The organism is Pseudoalteromonas sp. 20-MNA-CIBAN-0454, assembly GCF_040308685.1.
In the GTDB taxonomy this organism is placed as follows: Bacteria; Pseudomonadota; Gammaproteobacteria; order Enterobacterales; family Alteromonadaceae; genus Pseudoalteromonas; species Pseudoalteromonas nigrifaciens.
The window spans coordinates 1-18,614 of the sequence record NZ_JBEOOB010000049.1; the positions used below are offsets into that span (position 1 = coordinate 1).

General features: G+C 40.4%; 19 protein-coding genes and 1 pseudogene. 5 read left to right on the plus strand and 15 right to left on the minus strand.

The window, feature by feature from the left end:
- Positions 1-207 precede the first annotated feature (207 nt).
- The 6 genes from AAEZ22_RS16820 to xerD all read right to left on the minus strand — a co-directional run bounded on the left by AAEZ22_RS16820 (position 208) and on the right by xerD (position 6,912).
- Positions 208-387, minus strand: a complete 180-nt coding sequence (locus tag AAEZ22_RS16820; protein ID WP_182677141.1) for a hypothetical protein — start codon at positions 385-387, stop codon at positions 208-210.
- A gap of 193 nt (positions 388-580) precedes the next feature.
- Entirely contained in the window at positions 581-2,116 is a 1,536-nt protein-coding gene (gene lysS / locus AAEZ22_RS16825; protein ID WP_011327221.1) for a lysine--tRNA ligase, read from the minus strand.
- 27 nt (positions 2,117-2,143) lie between these two features.
- A protein-coding gene (gene prfB, locus AAEZ22_RS16830) for a peptide chain release factor 2 (protein WP_182677139.1) occupies positions 2,144-3,242 on the minus strand; the annotation gives its coding sequence in 2 pieces (ribosomal slippage) (positions 2,144-3,166 and positions 3,168-3,242; 1,098 coding nt in all).
- A 145-nt stretch (positions 3,243-3,387) separates the two neighbouring features.
- Positions 3,388-5,109, minus strand: a complete 1,722-nt coding sequence (recJ, locus tag AAEZ22_RS16835) for a single-stranded-DNA-specific exonuclease RecJ (protein WP_011327219.1) — start codon at positions 5,107-5,109, stop codon at positions 3,388-3,390.
- An 85-nt stretch (positions 5,110-5,194) separates the two neighbouring features.
- Positions 5,195-5,923 (minus strand): bifunctional protein-disulfide isomerase/oxidoreductase DsbC, encoded by a 729-nt coding sequence (dsbC, locus tag AAEZ22_RS16840; protein ID WP_041454340.1) that lies wholly within the window; start codon positions 5,921-5,923, stop codon positions 5,195-5,197.
- Positions 5,924-5,985: 62 nt separating this feature from the next.
- Positions 5,986-6,912, minus strand: coding sequence for a site-specific tyrosine recombinase XerD (gene xerD / locus AAEZ22_RS16845; RefSeq protein WP_352298120.1), 927 nt, complete (start codon positions 6,910-6,912; stop codon positions 5,986-5,988).
- A gap of 107 nt (positions 6,913-7,019) precedes the next feature.
- On the opposite strand from xerD, the gene fldB reads away from it, so the two are divergent.
- Positions 7,020-7,541 (plus strand): flavodoxin FldB, encoded by a 522-nt coding sequence (gene fldB, locus AAEZ22_RS16850; RefSeq protein ID WP_011327216.1) that lies wholly within the window; start codon positions 7,020-7,022, stop codon positions 7,539-7,541.
- Between the two features lie 63 nt (positions 7,542-7,604).
- On the opposite strand, the gene AAEZ22_RS16855 is transcribed toward fldB, so the two are convergent.
- Positions 7,605-8,051: a DUF2147 domain-containing protein gene (locus AAEZ22_RS16855; protein WP_011327215.1), complete on the minus strand. Its 447-nt coding sequence runs from the start codon at positions 8,049-8,051 to the stop codon at positions 7,605-7,607.
- Positions 8,052-8,103: 52 nt separating this feature from the next.
- Complete coding sequence (locus tag AAEZ22_RS16860; protein WP_182683836.1) at positions 8,104-8,802, minus strand: tRNA1(Val) (adenine(37)-N6)-methyltransferase; 699 nt, start codon at positions 8,800-8,802, stop codon at positions 8,104-8,106.
- 75 nt (positions 8,803-8,877) lie between these two features.
- Between AAEZ22_RS16860 and srmB the strand changes: the two genes are divergently transcribed.
- Complete coding sequence (gene srmB / locus AAEZ22_RS16865) at positions 8,878-10,104, plus strand: ATP-dependent RNA helicase SrmB (protein ID WP_352298123.1); 1,227 nt, start codon at positions 8,878-8,880, stop codon at positions 10,102-10,104.
- A gap of 254 nt (positions 10,105-10,358) precedes the next feature.
- Positions 10,359-10,679, plus strand: coding sequence for a BON domain-containing protein (locus AAEZ22_RS16870; RefSeq protein WP_011327212.1), 321 nt, complete (start codon positions 10,359-10,361; stop codon positions 10,677-10,679).
- Between the two features lie 139 nt (positions 10,680-10,818).
- Here AAEZ22_RS16870 and AAEZ22_RS16875 read toward each other — a convergent pair whose 3' ends face one another.
- Entirely contained in the window at positions 10,819-12,996 is a 2,178-nt protein-coding gene (locus AAEZ22_RS16875; RefSeq protein WP_011327211.1) for a YgiQ family radical SAM protein, read from the minus strand.
- Between the two features lie 301 nt (positions 12,997-13,297).
- On the opposite strand from AAEZ22_RS16875, the gene AAEZ22_RS16880 reads away from it, so the two are divergent.
- Together AAEZ22_RS16880 and AAEZ22_RS16885 are read left to right on the plus strand one after the other, a co-directional pair.
- Complete coding sequence (locus AAEZ22_RS16880; RefSeq protein WP_352298126.1) at positions 13,298-13,858, plus strand: SRPBCC family protein; 561 nt, start codon at positions 13,298-13,300, stop codon at positions 13,856-13,858.
- Complete coding sequence (locus AAEZ22_RS16885) at positions 13,827-14,714, plus strand: TIGR03899 family protein (RefSeq protein WP_011327209.1); 888 nt, start codon at positions 13,827-13,829, stop codon at positions 14,712-14,714. Before AAEZ22_RS16880 ends, AAEZ22_RS16885 begins: the two co-directional genes overlap by 32 nt.
- Before the next feature lie 36 nt (positions 14,715-14,750).
- Here the strand turns inward: AAEZ22_RS16885 and AAEZ22_RS16890 are convergent, their stop codons facing one another.
- The 6 genes and pseudogenes from AAEZ22_RS16890 to AAEZ22_RS16915 form a co-directional block, all read right to left on the minus strand.
- Entirely contained in the window at positions 14,751-15,521 is a 771-nt protein-coding gene (locus AAEZ22_RS16890; RefSeq protein ID WP_086996921.1) for a TIGR04219 family outer membrane beta-barrel protein, read from the minus strand.
- A 3-nt stretch (positions 15,522-15,524) separates the two neighbouring features.
- Positions 15,525-16,511: a DUF2333 family protein gene (locus AAEZ22_RS16895; protein WP_011327207.1), complete on the minus strand. Its 987-nt coding sequence runs from the start codon at positions 16,509-16,511 to the stop codon at positions 15,525-15,527.
- Between the two features lie 8 nt (positions 16,512-16,519).
- On the minus strand, positions 16,520-17,029 hold the full coding sequence (locus AAEZ22_RS16900; protein ID WP_352298129.1) for a copper chaperone PCu(A)C: 510 nt from the start codon (positions 17,027-17,029) through the stop codon (positions 16,520-16,522).
- A gap of 78 nt (positions 17,030-17,107) precedes the next feature.
- Positions 17,108-17,434, minus strand: a complete 327-nt coding sequence (locus AAEZ22_RS16905) for a hypothetical protein (protein WP_011327205.1) — start codon at positions 17,432-17,434, stop codon at positions 17,108-17,110.
- A gap of 36 nt (positions 17,435-17,470) precedes the next feature.
- Positions 17,471-17,677: pseudogene (locus tag AAEZ22_RS16910) on the minus strand (PspC domain-containing protein).
- Positions 17,678-17,687: 10 nt separating this feature from the next.
- Positions 17,688-18,368, minus strand: a complete 681-nt coding sequence (locus tag AAEZ22_RS16915; RefSeq protein WP_352298132.1) for a PspA/IM30 family protein — start codon at positions 18,366-18,368, stop codon at positions 17,688-17,690.
- Positions 18,369-18,614 lie beyond the last annotated feature (246 nt).

The following is an 18,614-nucleotide window of genomic DNA, read 5'->3' on the forward strand; positions in this document are numbered from 1 at the left end:
ATTCGAACCCTCGATAGAGCTACAAACTCTATACTCCCTTAGCAGGGGAGCTCCTTCGGCCACTCGGACACCTCTCCGTCTTGTGGGGCGTATAATAAAGAGTTCAGAAAATATGTCAAACACTTTTCTACCAAATGTGCCTATATGGTTATAGATTGTGCATCTAGTTAGTTTTAATGTGTAATTAGTTTGAAATTCAAACAACTTTTAACTTTTTTCTGGTGGGTTAACGCCTAACACAGGCACTAAATCATCATTTAACTCTGCAAGATACTGCTCTTGATAACCTAACTTTTGAAATTCTGCAATACAGGCTCGGTAAAAGGCTTGTCTTGCATCTTCTGTTTCGCAGTTATTGATTGGGTTTTCAATACGTTTATTTTTCATATTATTATTTATAAATCCATTTAATCTTTTTATTTAGAGCCTTAAATCAATCCTCTAAATTTCCATCGTAGTGTAGCGAACAACTTTACATAAATGCAACAGTGCGTTTAAAAAACACTCAGATTAAAAAGTTATAGCCCAGACACAAAAACGCCGCATTTAAGCGGCGCTTTATTACTTTACATTATTAAGCTTAGTCGGCTTGCGGGCGCATATGCGGGAACAAGATAACGTCTTTAATGGTTGGAGAGTCAGTAAACAGCATTACTAAACGGTCAATACCAATACCTTCACCTGCAGTTGGTGGTAAGCCATACTCTAGTGCGCGTATGTAGTCTTCGTCGTAATGCATTGCTTCATCATCGCCTGCGTCTTTCTCTTCAACTTGACGAGTAAAGCGCTCTGCTTGGTCTTGTGCATCGTTAAGCTCAGAGAAACCATTAGCTAGCTCACGCCCACCCACAAAAAACTCAAAGCGGTCTGTAACAAATGAATTTTCATCGTTACGACGTGCCAATGGTGATACTTCCCATGGGTAGCCGGTAATAAACGTAGGTTGAATAAGCATGTGCTCTGCTGTTTCTTCAAATATTTCACACAAAAATTTACCTGGGCCCCAAACACAGTTTTCAGGAATTTTAACGTGTACTTGCTTAGCGTACGCTTTTAATTGTTCAAAATGGTTTTCTGGGTCGTTAAACACTGCCGCATCAAACTCAGGGTTATATTTTAAAATTGCGTCGCTCATGCTTAAGCGCGTAAACGGTTGACCAAAATCGTATTCAACTGAGTCAATTACTTCGCCGTTTTCGTCTTTAGTTGTGTTAACTACCACAGCACTACCAAGTACGTTTTCTGCAACTGTACGTAGCATGTCTTCGGTAATGTTCATCAGATCGATGTAATCAGCGTATGCTTGGTAAAATTCAATCATTGTGAATTCTGGATTGTGACGCGTAGATAACCCTTCGTTACGGAAGTTACGGTTAATTTCGAATACGCGATCAAAACCACCTACCACTAAACGCTTTAAGTACAGCTCAGGCGCTATACGTAGGTACATGTCAATATCAAGCGCGTTATGGTGTGTTACAAACGGGCGTGCCGATGCACCGCCAGGAATAACCTGTAGCATGGGTGTTTCTACTTCCATAAAGTCACGGTCTGCTAAAAAGCGACGAATGCCTTCAACTACTTGTGAGCGAATGCGGAATGTTTCACGCGTTGCTTCGTTAGTAATTAAATCAACGTAACGTTGACGGTACTTAGTTTCTTGATCTGATAAGCCATGGAATTTTTCAGGCAACGGGCGAAGTGACTTAGTTAATAGTTGGTACTCTGTCATTTCTACGTATAAATCGCCTTTACCCGATTTATTAAGCGCGCCTTTAACACCAATAATATCGCCAGTATCTAGTTGGCCATATTTTTCTTTTAAATCTTTTTGCACATCTTTAGACGCATATGATTGTACGCGGCCTTTCATGTCTTGAATTACAAAAAATGGTCCGCGCTTTGCTAAAATACGTCCAGCAATAGACACTACTTGTTGTAACTCTACTAATTCTTCTTTGCTCTTATCACCAAACTGGGCTTGCAAATCTGCCGTGTAATGCTCACGACGGAATTGGTTTGGATGACCGTTGGCTGGGCAATTTTGGCGTATAGCATCTAATTTGCCACGACGCTCAGCGATTAACTTGTTTTCGTCTTGGATTTGATCAGTCATTTTTTTAGCTCTTTATTAGCTTGGTGGTTATAAACCAGATTTTAAGCTGGCTTCTATAAATTTGTCTAAGTTGCCGTCAAGTACCGATTGGGTATTACGGCTTTCAACGCCTGTACGTAAATCTTTAATGCGAGCGTCATCGAGTACGTATGAACGAATTTGACTGCCCCAACCAATGTCCGACTTTGAGTCTTCTTGGGTTTGTTTTTCAGCATTTTGCTGTTGTAACTCTAGCTCAAACAATTTTGCTTTTAACTGTTTCATTGCTTGGGCTTTATTTTTATGTTGTGAGCGCTCATTTTGGCACTGCACTACGGTATTTGTTGGTACGTGCGTAATACGAACCGCTGATTCAGTGGTGTTAACGTGCTGACCACCTGCGCCCGAGGCACGGTAAACGTCAATACGTAAGTCAGACGGGTTCATATCAATTTCAATATTGTCGTCAACTTCTGGGTAAACAAATGCAGAGGCAAACGAAGTATGACGACGACCACTTGAGTCAAACGGGCTTTTTCGCACTAAACGATGCACGCCAGTTTCGGTACGTAACCAACCATACGCGTATTCGCCAACAAAGCGAACTGTTGCGCCTTTAATTCCTGCAACATCGCCGCCAGTAGCTTCCACTAATTCAACTTTAAAGCCTTTAGCCTCGCCCCAGCGTAAATACATACGCAGCAAAATATTACACCAGTCTTGTGCTTCAGTACCGCCAGAACCAGATTGTAAATCAAGGTAAGCGTCGTTTGAGTCATGAGGACCGCTAAACATACGACGAAACTCTAACGCTTCTAGTTGCTCGTTCAAGTCTGTTAGTTCGCTTTGTGCTTCATCAAAGGTTTCTTGATCTTCGGCTTCTACAGCAAGCTCAAGTAAGCCTTCAACGTCGTCAGTACCCGTCACTAAAGTATCGATAGTTTCAACAACAGCTTCTAATGCCGACTTTTCACGGCCGAGAGCTTGTGCGCGTTCAGGTTCATTCCATACGGCTGAGTCTTCAAGTTCGGCGTTAACTTCTTCTAAGCGTTCTTGTTTAAGAGCATAGTCAAAGGTACCCCCGAAGCAACTCAGTACGTTCGCGAATTTCCTTGATTTGGTTAATCACAGGATTCACTTCAAACATGGTCATTACTCCAAAATGGCTAGGTTATTACGCTCCTTAAAAAGGAATTAACGCAATATATTATCGTCAAATGATAAAAACGCCCGATTTTAACAAAAAACCGTGCGCTTTATTAGCACTTTATGCGATCTATTCTAGATATTTTTTAGCTGGCTTTTTCTAGCTCTCGGATAATTAATTGCAGGGTGAACTTGCCTCTAAACTCATTTATATCGAGCTGATACGCTGCTTTAACAAATTGTGCGTTGTTATCTGGCCATTCTTTTACATCAATGCCAAAAGCTATGGCATCAACTAAGCGGCCTGATTGATGTTTTAATACCAGTTTTAAATGCTTTTCGCCCACTATACGCTGCTGAATTAACTCAAATGTGTGCTCAAATACCGGTTCAGGAAATTGCTGCCCCCAAGGGCCCGCTTGTTTTAATTGCTGGGCAAAATCCATGGTAAAACACTCATTTGGCAACTCGCCATCGGTAAATACAATGCAGCGTTTACTTTCTTCACTAAGCTGGGCGCTAACGGCAGTATCAAAGGCGTGTTTAAATTCGCTAAATTGCTGCTCATTAATACTTAAACCGGCCGCCATGGCATGGCCACCAAACTTACTAATTAAGTGCGGATCGGCCGTACTTAGCCCTTCGAGTAAATCGCGTATGTGCAGCCCTTCAATTGAGCGACATGACCCTTTTATCTCACCGTTTTCGCCACCCGCAAATATAACTGTTGGGCGGTGGTATTTTTCTTTTAAACGCCCGGCTAAAATACCAATAACACCTTGGTGCCAATCCTCTTGGTATAAACAAATAGCGTCGGGAATATTGTCATCATTAAACGCTAACTTATCAAGCACAGCTTGCGCTTCATGCTGCATGCCTTGCTCTATTTCGCGGCGTGCAAAGTTTAAGCTATCTAGCTCACTGGCAATGCGCCTAGCTTGGTTTATATCGGTACTGAGTAAGCAGGCTATGCCTAAACTCATGTCATCTAAGCGCCCTGCGGCATTTAGGCGCGGAGCAAGCGAAAAACCAAAGTCGCTGGCACTCAATCTTGAGGCATTACGATTAGCAACCTCAATGAGGGCAGTAATGCCTGGGCGAGTTTTACCACTGCGAATACGCGCTAGTCCTTGGTGCACCAATGTCCGGTTATTGGCATCAAGCGCCACTACATCGGCTACAGTACCAAGCGCAACTATGTCGAGCAGGTCGGCTAAGTTAGGCATAGGCTGCTGCGCAAAATGATTTTGCTCACGCAGTGTGCTTCTAAGGGCAATAAGTAAGTAAAAAGCCACACCAACACCTGCAATCGATTTAGACGGAAAGCTGCAGTCGTGCCTGTTCGGGTTTACTATGGCATCGGCATTAGGGAGTGTTTCGCCCTGTAGGTGATGGTCGGTAACCAGCACTTTAATATTGGCGGCTTTTACAATATCAATACCCGCAATACAGGAAATACCGTTATCGACTGTAATTACTAAATCGGGTTTAAGCTGAACTATTTGCGCAGCTAACGCCGGGCTTAAACCATAACCTAAGCTAAACCGATCAGGTACTAAGTAATCTAAATGAGCAAAGCCAAACATGGCCAAGCCTTGCATTAATGTAGCGGTACTGGTTGCACCATCAGCATCAAAATCGCCAACAATTAAAATATGGCTTTGGGCATGTAGCGCCTCAATTAACAAGTCGCAGGCTTTGTCCATATCTTTAAATAACTTAAAGTCGTGTAATGTGGCGGCGCTGTTATTTAGCTCATCGGCATGGGAAACATTTCGCGTGGCATAAATTTGCTTAATTACAGGGTGTAAATGACTCGGTAAATGTGAATCATCGACGTTTTCGCGCGTTTGGATCGTTTTTTTCATGCAGATTTTTAACTTATTTGGTTCATCATAAATATACAAAAAAAGGCCTTTCGGCCTTTTTTTATGCGCACCGTAAATTTAATTACTATGGGGCTTTACTAGCGTTAAGCGCAGCGCTTAATGCGGCAGCTGGCTGATAACCTGGGATCATGGTGCCATCTTCTAAAATAATAGCAGGTGTACCGGTAACACCAAAGCTTTGACCTAGCTGATAATGCTCAGCAACTGGCGCACTACAACCTTTAACTGCTGTAGTATTTGAGCCACTTTTAGCTTCGGTTAGTGCTTCTTGTTGATCTTTAGCACACCATACGTTCATTAAGTCATTATAACCTGAACCTTGTAGGCCACCGCGCGGAAACGCTAAATACTTAACGGTAATACCCGCTTCAAGTAAATCATCTAGCTCACGGTGTAATTTACGACAATAACCACAGCTAATGTCGGTAAATACGGTAATGCTATGTTTTTCGTTAGGTGCTTTGTACACTATCATCGAATCTTCGTATTCTTTTAACCCAGCTTGGCGTACGCCGTTTAGTGCTTTTTCGGTTAAATTACTACGATTATTTAAGTCTATAAGTGTCCCTTGCATTAAAAACTGTCCGTCTGGGCTTGCATAAAGCACACCTTGATTAGTGATCAGTTCTTTTAAACCCGCTACTGGGCTTGGGTTTATTTGCTTAACGGTAACACCAAGCGCGGCAAATTTAATAACAATAGGATCATTAGCGTTAGGGGCTACAGCCACATCATTCGCTACGGCACTTAAACTAGTGCATAACATGGCACCTGCTAACATTAATTTTTTCATAATTCTTCTCTATTTTTATAAATACATATCAATTGACCGGCTTAGTGATAATAAATTTCATATTAAGCACGTGGATGATGCTGCGCATGTACCGATTTTAATCGCTCATTTGCAACATGCGTATATATTTGGGTGGTTGATAAATCACTGTGTCCTAACATCATTTGAACCACACGTAAGTCTGCCCCATGATTTAATAAGTGGGTTGCAAATGCATGGCGCAATGTATGCGGTGACAATGACGACTCAATTGATACCAAAATAGCATAGTGCTTCACTCTATGCCAAAAAGTTTGTCGGGTCATGCCAACCCCTCGCTTTGAGGGAAACACAAAGTCGGTGGCGTGTTTAATCATTTGCGCCCGTCCCACCTTTAAAAACTGCTCAAGCCAATACATGGCCTCTTCGCCCAGTGGTACTAAACGCTCTTTATTCCCCTTACCTTTTACAAACACTACAGCTTGGCGCAAATTAATTTGTTCAATCCGCAGCCCTACAAGCTCACTAACCCGCAAACCTGTTGCATATAGTAACTCAAGCATGGCTTTATCGCGCAGCCCCATTGGCTCATCGGTATTGGGAGCGCTCAGTAGCGCCTCTACTTCAGCCTCCGAAAGCGTTTTAGGCAAAGACTGTCCTGCTTTAGGTTGCGCAATATTGAGCATTGGCGAGTCGCTAATTAACTTTTCGCGCACAAAGTACTGATAAAAACGCTTAAGCGCACTAATACTACGCGCAGTACTACGCGGCTTTAAGCCTAGATCAACTCTATGGGCTAAATAGCTTTCAACGTCTAGGCCGGTTACAGTCATTAAATTTTTGCCTTTTAAAAACTGGCAAAACTTATCTAAATCGCTGCGATACGCCGATAGTGTATTTTCACTCACCCCTTGCTCTAAATACAAACAATCTAAAAAGGTTTCTAGGTAATCGTTATTGCTTTTTGGTGCCGTGCTTGGTTCTGAAAAGTCGTCAGCTAGCGTTGTCACTTTTGTGCTCTCATTTTTGTTATAGCCATTGCCTAAGGTATCAATTAAAAACACCTTACGGTAAACTTGAGCTTATCATATCAGGCAATTACACAGTGATAAATACGATGCAAATTGGTTTATTTTTTGGCTCTACTACCTGCTACACCGAAATGGCAGCAGAAAAAATTCGCGACATTATTGGTGCCGATATCGTTACCTTGCATAATATTAAAGACGAACCACTAAAAAATGCAGAGCAATACGATTTCATTATTTTTGGTATTTCAACCTGGGATTTTGGTGAAATACAAGAAGACTGGGAGTCAAAGTGGGACGACATAGCAGACGTAAACTTAAATGGTAAAACCATCGCGTTATTTGGCATGGGTGATCAACAAGGTTACGGCCAGTGGTTTCAAGATGCGCTTGGCATGCTACACGACGAAATAAGTCCGCAAACATTTACCCAGTTAGGTTTTTGGCCAAACGACAATAGTTACGAGTTTGAAGCATCTAAAGCACTCACCGAAGACGGTACACACTTTGTTGGTTTAGCCCTTGATGAAGACAGCCAGTACGAGCTAAGCGACGAGCGTATTGCCACTTGGGTTGAACAGGTAATGACCGAGTACAGCGAAACCCTGTAATACTGTTTATTATTGTTGTACTTGTAAAGCGCAGCCACACTGCGCTTTAATTTTATTGGCTAACTACTCTACTCTTAGCCAATATTGGTTACGATAAAAAAAGCCAATATAACCACGCACTTCTAATTTTTCACCAGCATCTTGAGTCGTTAAGCGCACTGTATAGCTTTTACCGTTATTTGGGTCGAGTATTTGACCGTCTTCCCAACTACCATCACCGCTATCAATCACATTATCAATAATGGTCATGCCTAATATGGGCTGATCTTTTTTATCGCCCGAGCACTGCGAGCACACTGCATTTTGCTTATCTTTATTTAATAATGTTTCAATGGTGCCGCTTAAAACCCCGTTATTTTCAACTATACGGACATACGACTTAGCTTCATTAGTGTCTTCATCAATGGTTTTCCAAAGCCCAACAGGCGTCATACTGGCAAGTACGCTCTGCGTTGTAAAAAATGTAGCGGCTAAGGCGCTTAATAATACTGATTTAGTTCGTTTTTTCATTATAAGTTTCCTGTATACATATAAACTCATCATACCAGCACTGTTTACCACATTACATCTTCAAATAAAATGCTTTGCATAGCGTAATATAATCTTCGCTATAGTTGTTTTCATTATCTTTTATACACAAAGCTGATTCCACAATGCTCTGGTTTATATAGCTAAAGGTCATTAGGCTTCGGCTAATCGCTTTATTTGGCGTCGCCTTTACTTGGCAATGAGTATTTAAAAAAAGCCCGTTTTGAGTAGCAAGTTCAATAAACACCGCAACCTCTGTAGTGGGTAAAATTAAGCTAAAGGTTGAGCCTGAATGACTGAGCTTTTTAAAAGCACTAATTAGCTCAGCAAAACTTAAACCATCTGTATGGCGCGCAATATTACGCGCCTTATTATTACCTTTTAAACTGTGATTAAAATACGGCGGATTGGCTATCACTACATCAAATGGCTGCGCGCTGTTAAAAGTTTGAATGCTTTGCTGGTGCACCTCTATATTTGGCCACGGGCTAGCGGCAATATTTTGCAACGCTTGTTGGTAAGCATTTTTATCAACTTCTACCGCCGTTATAGTTAACTGGGGGCTGCGCTGTTTGCACATAAGCGCCAGCAATCCCGTGCCTGTACCTATATCGAGCAAGCTGTTGGCATTACTTAAATTAGCCCATGCTCCAAGCAAAATACCATCGGTTGATACCTTCATTGCACACTGTTCGTGCGCAACTTTAAATTGTTTAAATGCAAAACCAGACATTTTTTCACCTTTTCATTCACCAAGCAGGCGTAACCGAGTATAATTAGTGCCATTGTCCTTTATTTTTGACACTCTATGCAATTTTCTGAATTTGATCTTGATAACAAGCTACTCGACGCCATTAATAAAATGGGTTACGAAACGCCAACCAGCATTCAACAACAAGCTATTCCTGAAGCACTTCAGGGGCGTGACATTTTAGCATCTGCGCCTACAGGTACAGGTAAAACAGCCGCCTTTTTAATTCCGGCTATTCAATATTTATTGGATTTTCCGCGTCGTGATCCTGGTTTTGCGCGCGTATTAGTAATGACGCCAACTCGTGAGCTAGCTTATCAAATTCATGAACAATGCGAACTACTTGCTAAACGTACTAACCTTAAAATTGGGGTAGTAACAGGCGGTATTAACTATGGTACGCATAAAGAGATTTTTGAAAAAAATAATGATATTTTAATCGCCACCCCAGGGCGTTTAATGGAATATTTAGAAACCGAAAACTTTCATGCTGAACACGTAGAAATGCTTATTATTGATGAAGCCGACCGCATGCTAGACATGGGCTTTAAAAAAGAAATGAGCCGTATTTGTGATGAAGCTAAAAATCGTCGTCAGTGCTTTTTATTCTCAGCAACCCTTGAAGGCGACAGTGTTGAAAGATTTGCTGAAACAACGCTAAACGATCCAGCATTGCTTGAAGCTGAATCGTCACGCAAAGAAAAGGCTAAAATTCACCAGTGGGTACATTTAGCCGACGACTATCATCATAAACTTGAGCTGTTAGTTAATACCCTTAATGGCCCAGACGTAACTAAAGCCATAGTGTTTGTTAAAACCCGTGAGCGTCTTGAAACGCTAATTGGTGAACTAACAACTAACGACGTTAAAGCAGCCTGGTTACGCGGCGAAATGCCGCAAGACAAACGCATGAAAACGATGGAAAACTTCCATAGCGGCAAAACCCGTATATTAGTTGCTACCGATGTAGCGGCGCGCGGTATCGACGTGGCTGATATTAGCCATGTAATAAACTTTGACCTACCACGCACAGCCGATATATACGTACATCGTATTGGCCGTACGGGCCGCGCTGGTAAAAAAGGCATCGCTATTTCACTGGTTGAAGCGCACGATATTGGCATTCTTTATAAAATAGAGCGCTATATTGAGCAAAAACTTAAACGCCGTGTTATTAAAGGATTAGAGCCAAAGCATAAAGAAGCTAAGCCGCCGGCTAAAAAGCGTAAAGATCCGGTTAAAATGAAAGCGAAGAAAAAAGCTAAGGTTAAAAAGAAAAAGTAACTTAAGCGCATACTGTAAGTAGTATTATATTAGCCGACAAAAATGTCGGCTTTTTAATGCCTGCTCCTCCATAACTGCATGGTTTAGGGCTATGTAATCTCTACTTAGTTTTATGTAACAATTGCCCACCTGAATTCCCACTTAATAAAATAGCCTTTATTTTCAGTATATTAAATATGGAACGATAATTGTAACTATCATGGTAACTCTGCCTAATTTGGCTACCCGATTAATTGCAATGTAAGGATATGATTATGAGCCGTTTAAAATTAACTATCGCTTTAGTATCATTTTGTTGTTTGTTTTTATTAGCATGCGCTACAAAAGTGAGTGCCACAACAAATATGGTTGTCGTTAGCAGCCTGGCAACCCAACCTAACTTACAGCAATCGATTACCCACACTTTGCGTACCAACCCCAATTTAGCGCTAAGCGATATTCGCGTACAAGTTAAAAATGGCGAAGTAGATTTATACGGTAAAGCGCAAACAGGTTTTGAGCGTGCGTTGGCACAAAAGTTTTTAGAAAATATGGATGGCGTAAAAATCATTCGTAACAAAATTGATATTATTTAAGTTTTACTTAAATAACTTACATAAAAAATGCCGCTTATTGCAAAATAAGCGGCATTTTTTTCAGTGCTCATATATTCAGTAATCAAGCCCAAGCTTAGTAATAAGCCAAACAGGCTAACTACTTTTTAAGCTATGAGCTCTATTTAGCTCTTTGGCGATTACTCGCTACCTTTGGTTTTGTATTGGCCTTATGAAATTGGCTAAAACCAGTATGGCGCGTTAATGCTGGGCGCCCACCTCGACTACTTCCTTTTGCAGCTCTTTCGTCGCGCCCTTCTTCTGGCACTAAGCAATTTGGCGCTTTACCTATTAGGTTAGCTTTACCCATTTTGCGCAGTGCTTCGCGGATCATTGGCCAGCCCGCAGGATCGTGATAGCGTAAAATTGCTTTATGTAAACGACGCTGGCGCGCACCTTTCGGCACAGGTACTACTTCGGTATTATTTTTAATATTACGCAGTGAGTTCATCTCGGTATGATAAATAGTGGTCGCATTTGCCATTGGAGATGGGTAAAAATTTTGTACCTGATCAAGTTTAAAGTCGTTCGACTTAAGCCACAAAGCCATGTTTACCATGTCTTCGTCTTTAGTACCTGGGTGCGCCGAAATAAAGTATGGGATTAAATACTGTTTTTTACCCGCTTCTTTTGAGTACTTATCAAATAACGCTTTAAACTGATCGTAAGCTCCCATACCTGGCTTCATCATTTTTGATAATGGTCCATCTTCGGTATGCTCTGGCGCTATTTTTAAATATCCACCTACATGGTGAGTAACTAATTCTTTAACGTAACGTGGATCTTGCACGGCTAAATCGTAGCGTACACCCGAGGCGATTAATATTTTTTTAATGCCTTTAACTTCACGGGCTTTTTTATACAGCTCAATTGTTGGCGTATGATCGGTATCCATATGCTTACATATTTCAGGGTATACACACGATAAACGTCGACAGGTACTTTCTGCTTTTTTGCTAGTACAACCCAATTTATACATGTTGGCTGTTGGGCCACCTAAGTCAGAAATAACCCCGGTAAACCCGGGTACTTTATCTCTAATTTGCTCAATTTCTTCAATTATTGATTCTTGCGAACGGCTTTGAATAATCCGCCCTTCATGTTCGGTAATCGAACAGAAACTGCAACCACCAAAACAGCCTCGCATAATATTAACTGACGTTTTAATCATGTCGTAGGCAGGTATTTTTGCATCCCCGTAGCTAGGATGAGGAATACGTTGATACGGCAAACCAAATACGGCGTCCATTTCATGTGTTTCTAGTGGATATGCTGGCGGATTAACCCAAATAGAACGATCGCCGTGGCGCTGAAAAATAGCACGAGCACAACCTGGGTTAGTTTCTTGGTGCACAATACGAGAAGCATGTGCATACAATGGCTTATTCACACTTACTTGCTCAAACGCAGGTAATTTAACGTAGGTTTTTTCCCATGGCTTAGGGCGCGCTGGCTGAATAGTAATAACCTTGGCGGCTTCGGCTTTTAAGTCTATACCTGCTTGTTTAAATTCTGACTTGCTACAGCCAACATCATCTGCGCCATACGGGTTTGGAATTGGATCAATTTTACCTATTTTATCAATAGCGGTAGAGTCACTGCCACGCCAGCCTGGTAAGGGCTCTTTACGAATAACCGCAGTCCCTCGTACATCTTGAATGGTATCGGTACTTTCGCCCGCTGCAATACGATGAGCAACCTCAACCAGTGGGCGCTCCGCATTACCATATATTAAAATATCGGCTTTAGCGTCAAACAAAACACTACGACGCACTTTTTCTTGCCAATAATCGTAATGAGCAACACGGCGTAAACTTGCTTCAATGCCACCTAAAATAAGTGGTACATCTTTATACGCTTCGCGGCAGCGCTGTGAGTAAATGATTACCGCACGATCAGGGCGTTTACCACCAATATTGTCTGGCGTGTAGGCATCATCATGGCGCATGCGTTTTTCAGCTGTATAACGGTTAATCATCGAGTCCATGTTGCCAGCGGTTACACCAAAAAATAAATTGGGTTTACCCAGCGCCATAAACGCTTCTTTAGAGTCCCATTCTGGCTGGGCAATAATACCCACTCTAAAACCTTGCGCCTCAAGTACTCGGCCAATTACTGCCATCCCAAAACTAGGATGATCTACATAAGCATCGCCACTAATAATAATTATATCGCAGCTATCCCAGCCAAGTGCATCCATTTCTTCGCGTGTAGTAGGTAAAAATGGTGCTGTGCCATAACACTCTGCCCAATACTTTGGGTATGAGAATAAGGCGCGCTTAGCTTTAAGTGTGCTCATAAAGTTGACCGTTTAATAACAAAAGGCGCAAATTATACCCTATACCAACCTACCTTGATAGAGCACTACTTTGCTGTGCCGCGCGGTTTTAAAGTGAAGTTTCGTTATTTTTTAATACTTATACACCTAAATTAACTATTACTTTTTATAGGTTGTGGCTAAGTATCTAGCTCAATTAAAAAATAGTTGCTATAAAATTAACCTCGAAAGTTAAGCACACCCGAGTTAATATGCTAAATTAATAATAAGTTATGAGTTTGTAACCTAATTTATCTGAGGTTTTTTTATTAAAATATTAAAAATGTTAGTGCAGCTTTTATTAGTTTTACTCTTACTTTTTATCGTTATTGGCCTATTACTACCCCAGAGCTATAACGTAACAAAGAGTATTAATATTAATGCCAATACGCACATAGTAAAACCCTTAATCACTGACTTTTCGCAGTGGCATAAATGGTCGCCTTGGAAGAAGCTGGATCCCTCTGTAGAATTTTCCTTAGGTGAGCCAAGCACAGGGGTTGGTGCTCATCAATCATGGCAAAGTAAATGGGGCGCAGGTGAAATGACCACCACAGCGTTAAGTGCAAACAAAATGGTGTTGAATATTTTATTTGCTCAAGAACACATTATTGCCGCTAATGTAATATTTACGCAAAATGCAAAAACGGTCACGGTTACTTTTCAAATTACGGGGCAAGCCACGCTACCTTTAGTTTCTGGGTATGTGGCTGTGCTTAGTGAGCACATTTTAAGTAACGCAGTATCACTGGGGCTCAATAATTTAAAAACAGTAGCGCAGCTAAGTGATGCACAAACAATAATGGAAAATCATGGCAGTCAAAACCGCACAAGCAAGAATTAATCTCGCTAATACCATAGAGTCGTTACTGGGTTATCCTATTATTAAAGTAGGCAATAATGAGGCATCCCATAATAATGAGCAAAGTTATGGCCCCCAAGGCAAGGTTAAACCGCTATATCGCATTAATAGCGACAATACCGTTTTAGCTAGAGCACAAAAAAGACAAGACTTACTGCTCATTAAACAACAGCAAAATATAGAAACAATTTTAGCTATGGCAATGGATTTTTGTCCTGACGTAGCCAGTAGTAAACAACCCGATGCCGATTGGGTAGAACACTTTGTAGCACTATGTGGTGATACCTCAAATCAATCTATGCAGTCACTTTGGGCAAAAATACTCACCGGTGAAACGCTTAACCCGGGGACTTTCTCAATAAAAAGTTTGCAAACACTTAAGCATATGACCCAGCGCGAAGCTGACTCTCTACAAAAGTGTGTATCCCTCTCTGGTTATAATGAAAAAGACGATAGCCACTTTATTTTACTAGGGTTTTATAAAAAACCATCACTATTTGATTTGTTACGTAAGGGCAATAAAGTATCTTTAAATCTAGGAAAAACAGGGATTAGCTTTCCTGATATATTAACTTTAATGGATTTAAATTTACTATATCGAAAAGAGATTGAGTCTGCGGTACTAAAAACTGGGCAAGAACTTACGTTATCGTTTTTATCACAAAAAGTAACGTTAAAAGCAAAAAATAGCGATTTAGTATTGAGTTATTATAAGTTTACGCAAACAGGTGATGAGCTATCTAAACTCATTAACTACCCGGTAAATAAAGTGTATAAGCAGTTACTTAATAGTGCACTTGAGAGTGAATTTGAACTAGCGTGGCATACTACTAAGTAGCAAAACCACGCTATATACTATTAATTAGCAGTGTAATTAAAAGTGTACTTGAATGCCCGCAAATGGACCCGATGCATCAATATTAGTGTTAATATCATCAACATCGTCTAGCTCTAATGTCATTGAGCGGTAACCTGCTTTAACAGCAACATCTATTGCTAGGTTATCAATAAATTCCCATGCAATACCCATTTGGTAATCTTGAACTTTGCTATCGTCAATTGCTACAAAGCTGCCCTCAAAAAACACGCTTAAACCGGTAAAAGGTAAGCCTGCTTCAGCGCGGCCGTAAACCAATGGTACAAAGCCTGAAAACTCAACAGTTTCAGTATAATCAGCGCCACCTTGTTGCGTAGTACCTTTAACTAAAATCTCACCATCAAACTGCTTAGCGTTAACACCCAAATCGATAGAGATTAAGTCGTTATCAAAGATTTCGTAATAAAATGTGTAATCAATGTGAGTTAAGTCACTTACTGAATTAACCGTAGTACCTACAACGTAATCTGAACCATTAAAAGAAAATGTTTTATCCAGACGTGTAGAGCCGGTAAGCTCAAGCTCTGTGTATCTTAATTTAATATTAGGTACTAATGGCACTGGATGCTCAAGTGCAGCGTAGTAGCTTACGAAGGTTTCATCGTCAAAATTAAAATCTTGTGGTGCATTTCCTTTATAAGAAAAGCTTCCTTCGTTATCCGCTTTCCAGCCATCAACACCTACATACAAGCCTAATAAGGTATCAGCTTGCGCTGCAGGCGCTAAACATGCCATTGAAAGGGCTGCTGCTAAACAATACTTTTTCATTTTCTATCCTTGGGTCAATAATTCGCTAAGTTCAATAAGAGCCGCATTGGCTCTAGAAATATAATTTGCCATAACCAGTGAATGGTTTGCTACATAACCAAAACCATTCCCATTTAATATCATTGGGCTCCATACTGTTTCTTGAGTTGCCTCAAGCTCTCGTATAATTTGCTGCACACTTACGCGTGCATTCTTTTTCTCAAGTACATCGGCAAAGTCATATTCTACCGCTTGTAAGAAATGCAATAAAGCCCAAGTAGCACCGCGCGACTCATAAAATACATCATCAATGTCTAACCATGGCGTTTTTGCTTGCTGTTGTAATGGAGAAAAAGTGGCTTGTGTATTTGATGTATTACCCGCTAAATCAGTGTTTACTTTATCTTGGCCTACACTAGCGCTTAAACGCTGACTCAAGCTACCTAAACGCTTTTCAGCTTCTTTTAGCCAGCTACGCAAGTTATCGGCGCGAGCATAGAATTGACTGTCACGCTCATGGTCATTCGCTATTTGAGTACGATATACCAATAAGTAATCAATGCCTTTTTGGTACTCACCTTCAGCGCTTGGCCACGCCCACGCTTCAGAGCTAATATTAAACTGCGGCTGTGCTTTTTTTAGAGCTTCGTGTTCAGTTGATTGCGATTGCGAACGGCTAAAATCTTTACGCATAGAAAGGGCTAAATCACGCACCATTTCGAGTGCGCCATATTCCCACGCAGGCATATCGTCCATTATTATACTTGGCGGCAAAACATCATTTGATAAATAACCGCCTGGCTTTTCGAGTAACGTACTTGCTACCGTTATTAATGTTGATGTTGTTGTATAACCAATAACAAATTGCTCATTACGTTGCTGCGCTTGCTGCTTTGCTTTTTCTACCACATTAAAACGAGCAGGCTCCGTACTCCAATAAACAGCTATTGCGTAAAAAATAATTAGTAATATAGCTAATGCAGCAACTATTTTCCCTTTATGTTGTGACATTGATCCTCCTAATGATGAGTATGTTGTTTTGATGCTTGTGATTGTTCTGCTTGTGATGCAAGCGATACCACCTGAGCATTGGTAAATACACGGTTGCCATCACTAAAATATAGTGTGAGTTTGCGTTGTTGGCCTACTTTTAACGGTTCTTGTGGTTCAAAAATCATTAAATGATAGCCACCAGGCTTAAAATCGATTTGTTGATGGGCGTTAATTGTTAACGATTCAACTTTTTGCATTTTCATCATGCCATCTACGTGCGAGTGCTCATGAATTTCAACGCGACCTAAGCCATCAATAGTTGCTTTAGTCAACGTAGCCACAGTATCACTATGATTTATAATACTTAAATAACCTACACTTGAAGTTGTGGCAGGTAAAAACTCCCTTACTTGTGCATTACTAACCTTAATAATAGCAACATCCACATCGTGATTATGCCCTGAATGTGCCATCGATGATGATGAAAAAAGACTTAAAACCGACACCAAAACAATTGAAATACACTGTTTAATCACCACTCTAATCCTTGTTAAAACATAATGCTAAGTATCAAATTTAACATAGTTCAGTTGCAATAGTCAGTTAATTTGGAGTTAAGATGCTACTTTTTTGTTATCAGCTACTAACCAGCAAAGTACCGCAATAAATAGTAACGGCCAAGCAATCATCAGCGATCCAAATAAAAATGCCAATACAGTTCCGACTAATGCAACTGCTGCTGCGCCAACTAATCCTATCGTTATTAGTACTGCAACAGCTACAAAAATAATAATAGCCGCTAAAGCTCCTATTAGCTCAAGCCCAGTCCAACTTGTATCTGCAATCCAAAGCGGTAATTGCCAAGTATCAAAGTGCACCGCAGAGACAACATCAGTAAAAAATAGTAAATAAACAATTATACATACGGCTAACGCTTTCATTTAGCTCTCCTTAATTCAATCTAAATGTAAATTAGCTTAAATTGCTTTTTCTTCTAGGCAGCAATGCGCAATAAAATAACCTAGTGCAATTGCAAACGGAAAACTCAAAAATAATAAAATAGTGACAAGTCGTGTTGACCACACAGGTAAATCTAATCACTGCGCTAAACCACTGCACACACCAGATATTTTTTTATCAAGTGGATCTTTGTACCAACCACGTTTGCAGTTAAAACTATTCATAATTATCTCCTTAAGCACTCTGTTTTAAGTTAGTTTTTAAATCAGCTTTTAAGCGAGCTAATTCTGCATCTACTTGTTCGTTTTTCACCAAAGCGTCTATTTGTGCAGCTATAGTATTTTCTGAATCAGTAAGCTCGTACGCTTCTACCTGTGCTTCAATACCTTCTACGCGCTGCTCTACTTTCTCAAATCGAGAGAGTGCATGTGCAACTTTTTCACTTTGTAATTGGCTATTTATTTGCCCCCTTGCAGCCACTATATTGTGCCGCTGTACTAACTGTGTTTGCTTGGCTTTAGCCTCGGCTATTCTTTGTTGCAAACGCTGACAATCCGCTGTCATTTTAGTTATTGATTGCAGCAGCGTTTCTAGTTGCAGCTGCTTTGCTACAACTGTATTACTAATGGTTTGTTTTTCAAGCAAAGCTGATTTTGCTAAATCATCTCGACCTCTCTCTATTGCTAGCTCAGCTTTATCCTGCCAATATACTAAATTGTTATTTTTATTTTCAATTTGACGTTTAAGTGTTTTTTCTTCGCACAACAAAGCCGCTGTCGTAATGCGACACTCAGTAAGTGCATCTTGCATCTCGCTGAGCATTAAATTAAGTAATTTTTCTGGATCTTCTGCCTTGTCTAATATCGACACTATATTTGCTTGAACAATATCGGTTACGTGATTAAATATTCCCATGAGATTCTCCTGTTAACTTTTTAAGTGATTACACAAATTAGATTCCAAGAGTTATGCCAAGTAATAATATAAACAGTAAAACACATTAAATTCAGAAACTTAAACTTATAATTTATAAATTAAAGTTACTTTTAACTGAATATGATTAAGTGTAATTAGCCAATAAACTGTGAGCGTCTAGCGAACTACACCTATGTTTTAAAATTCCAGGGTAACAAGCTGTCGATATCGGGCTCAGGCTGGCAC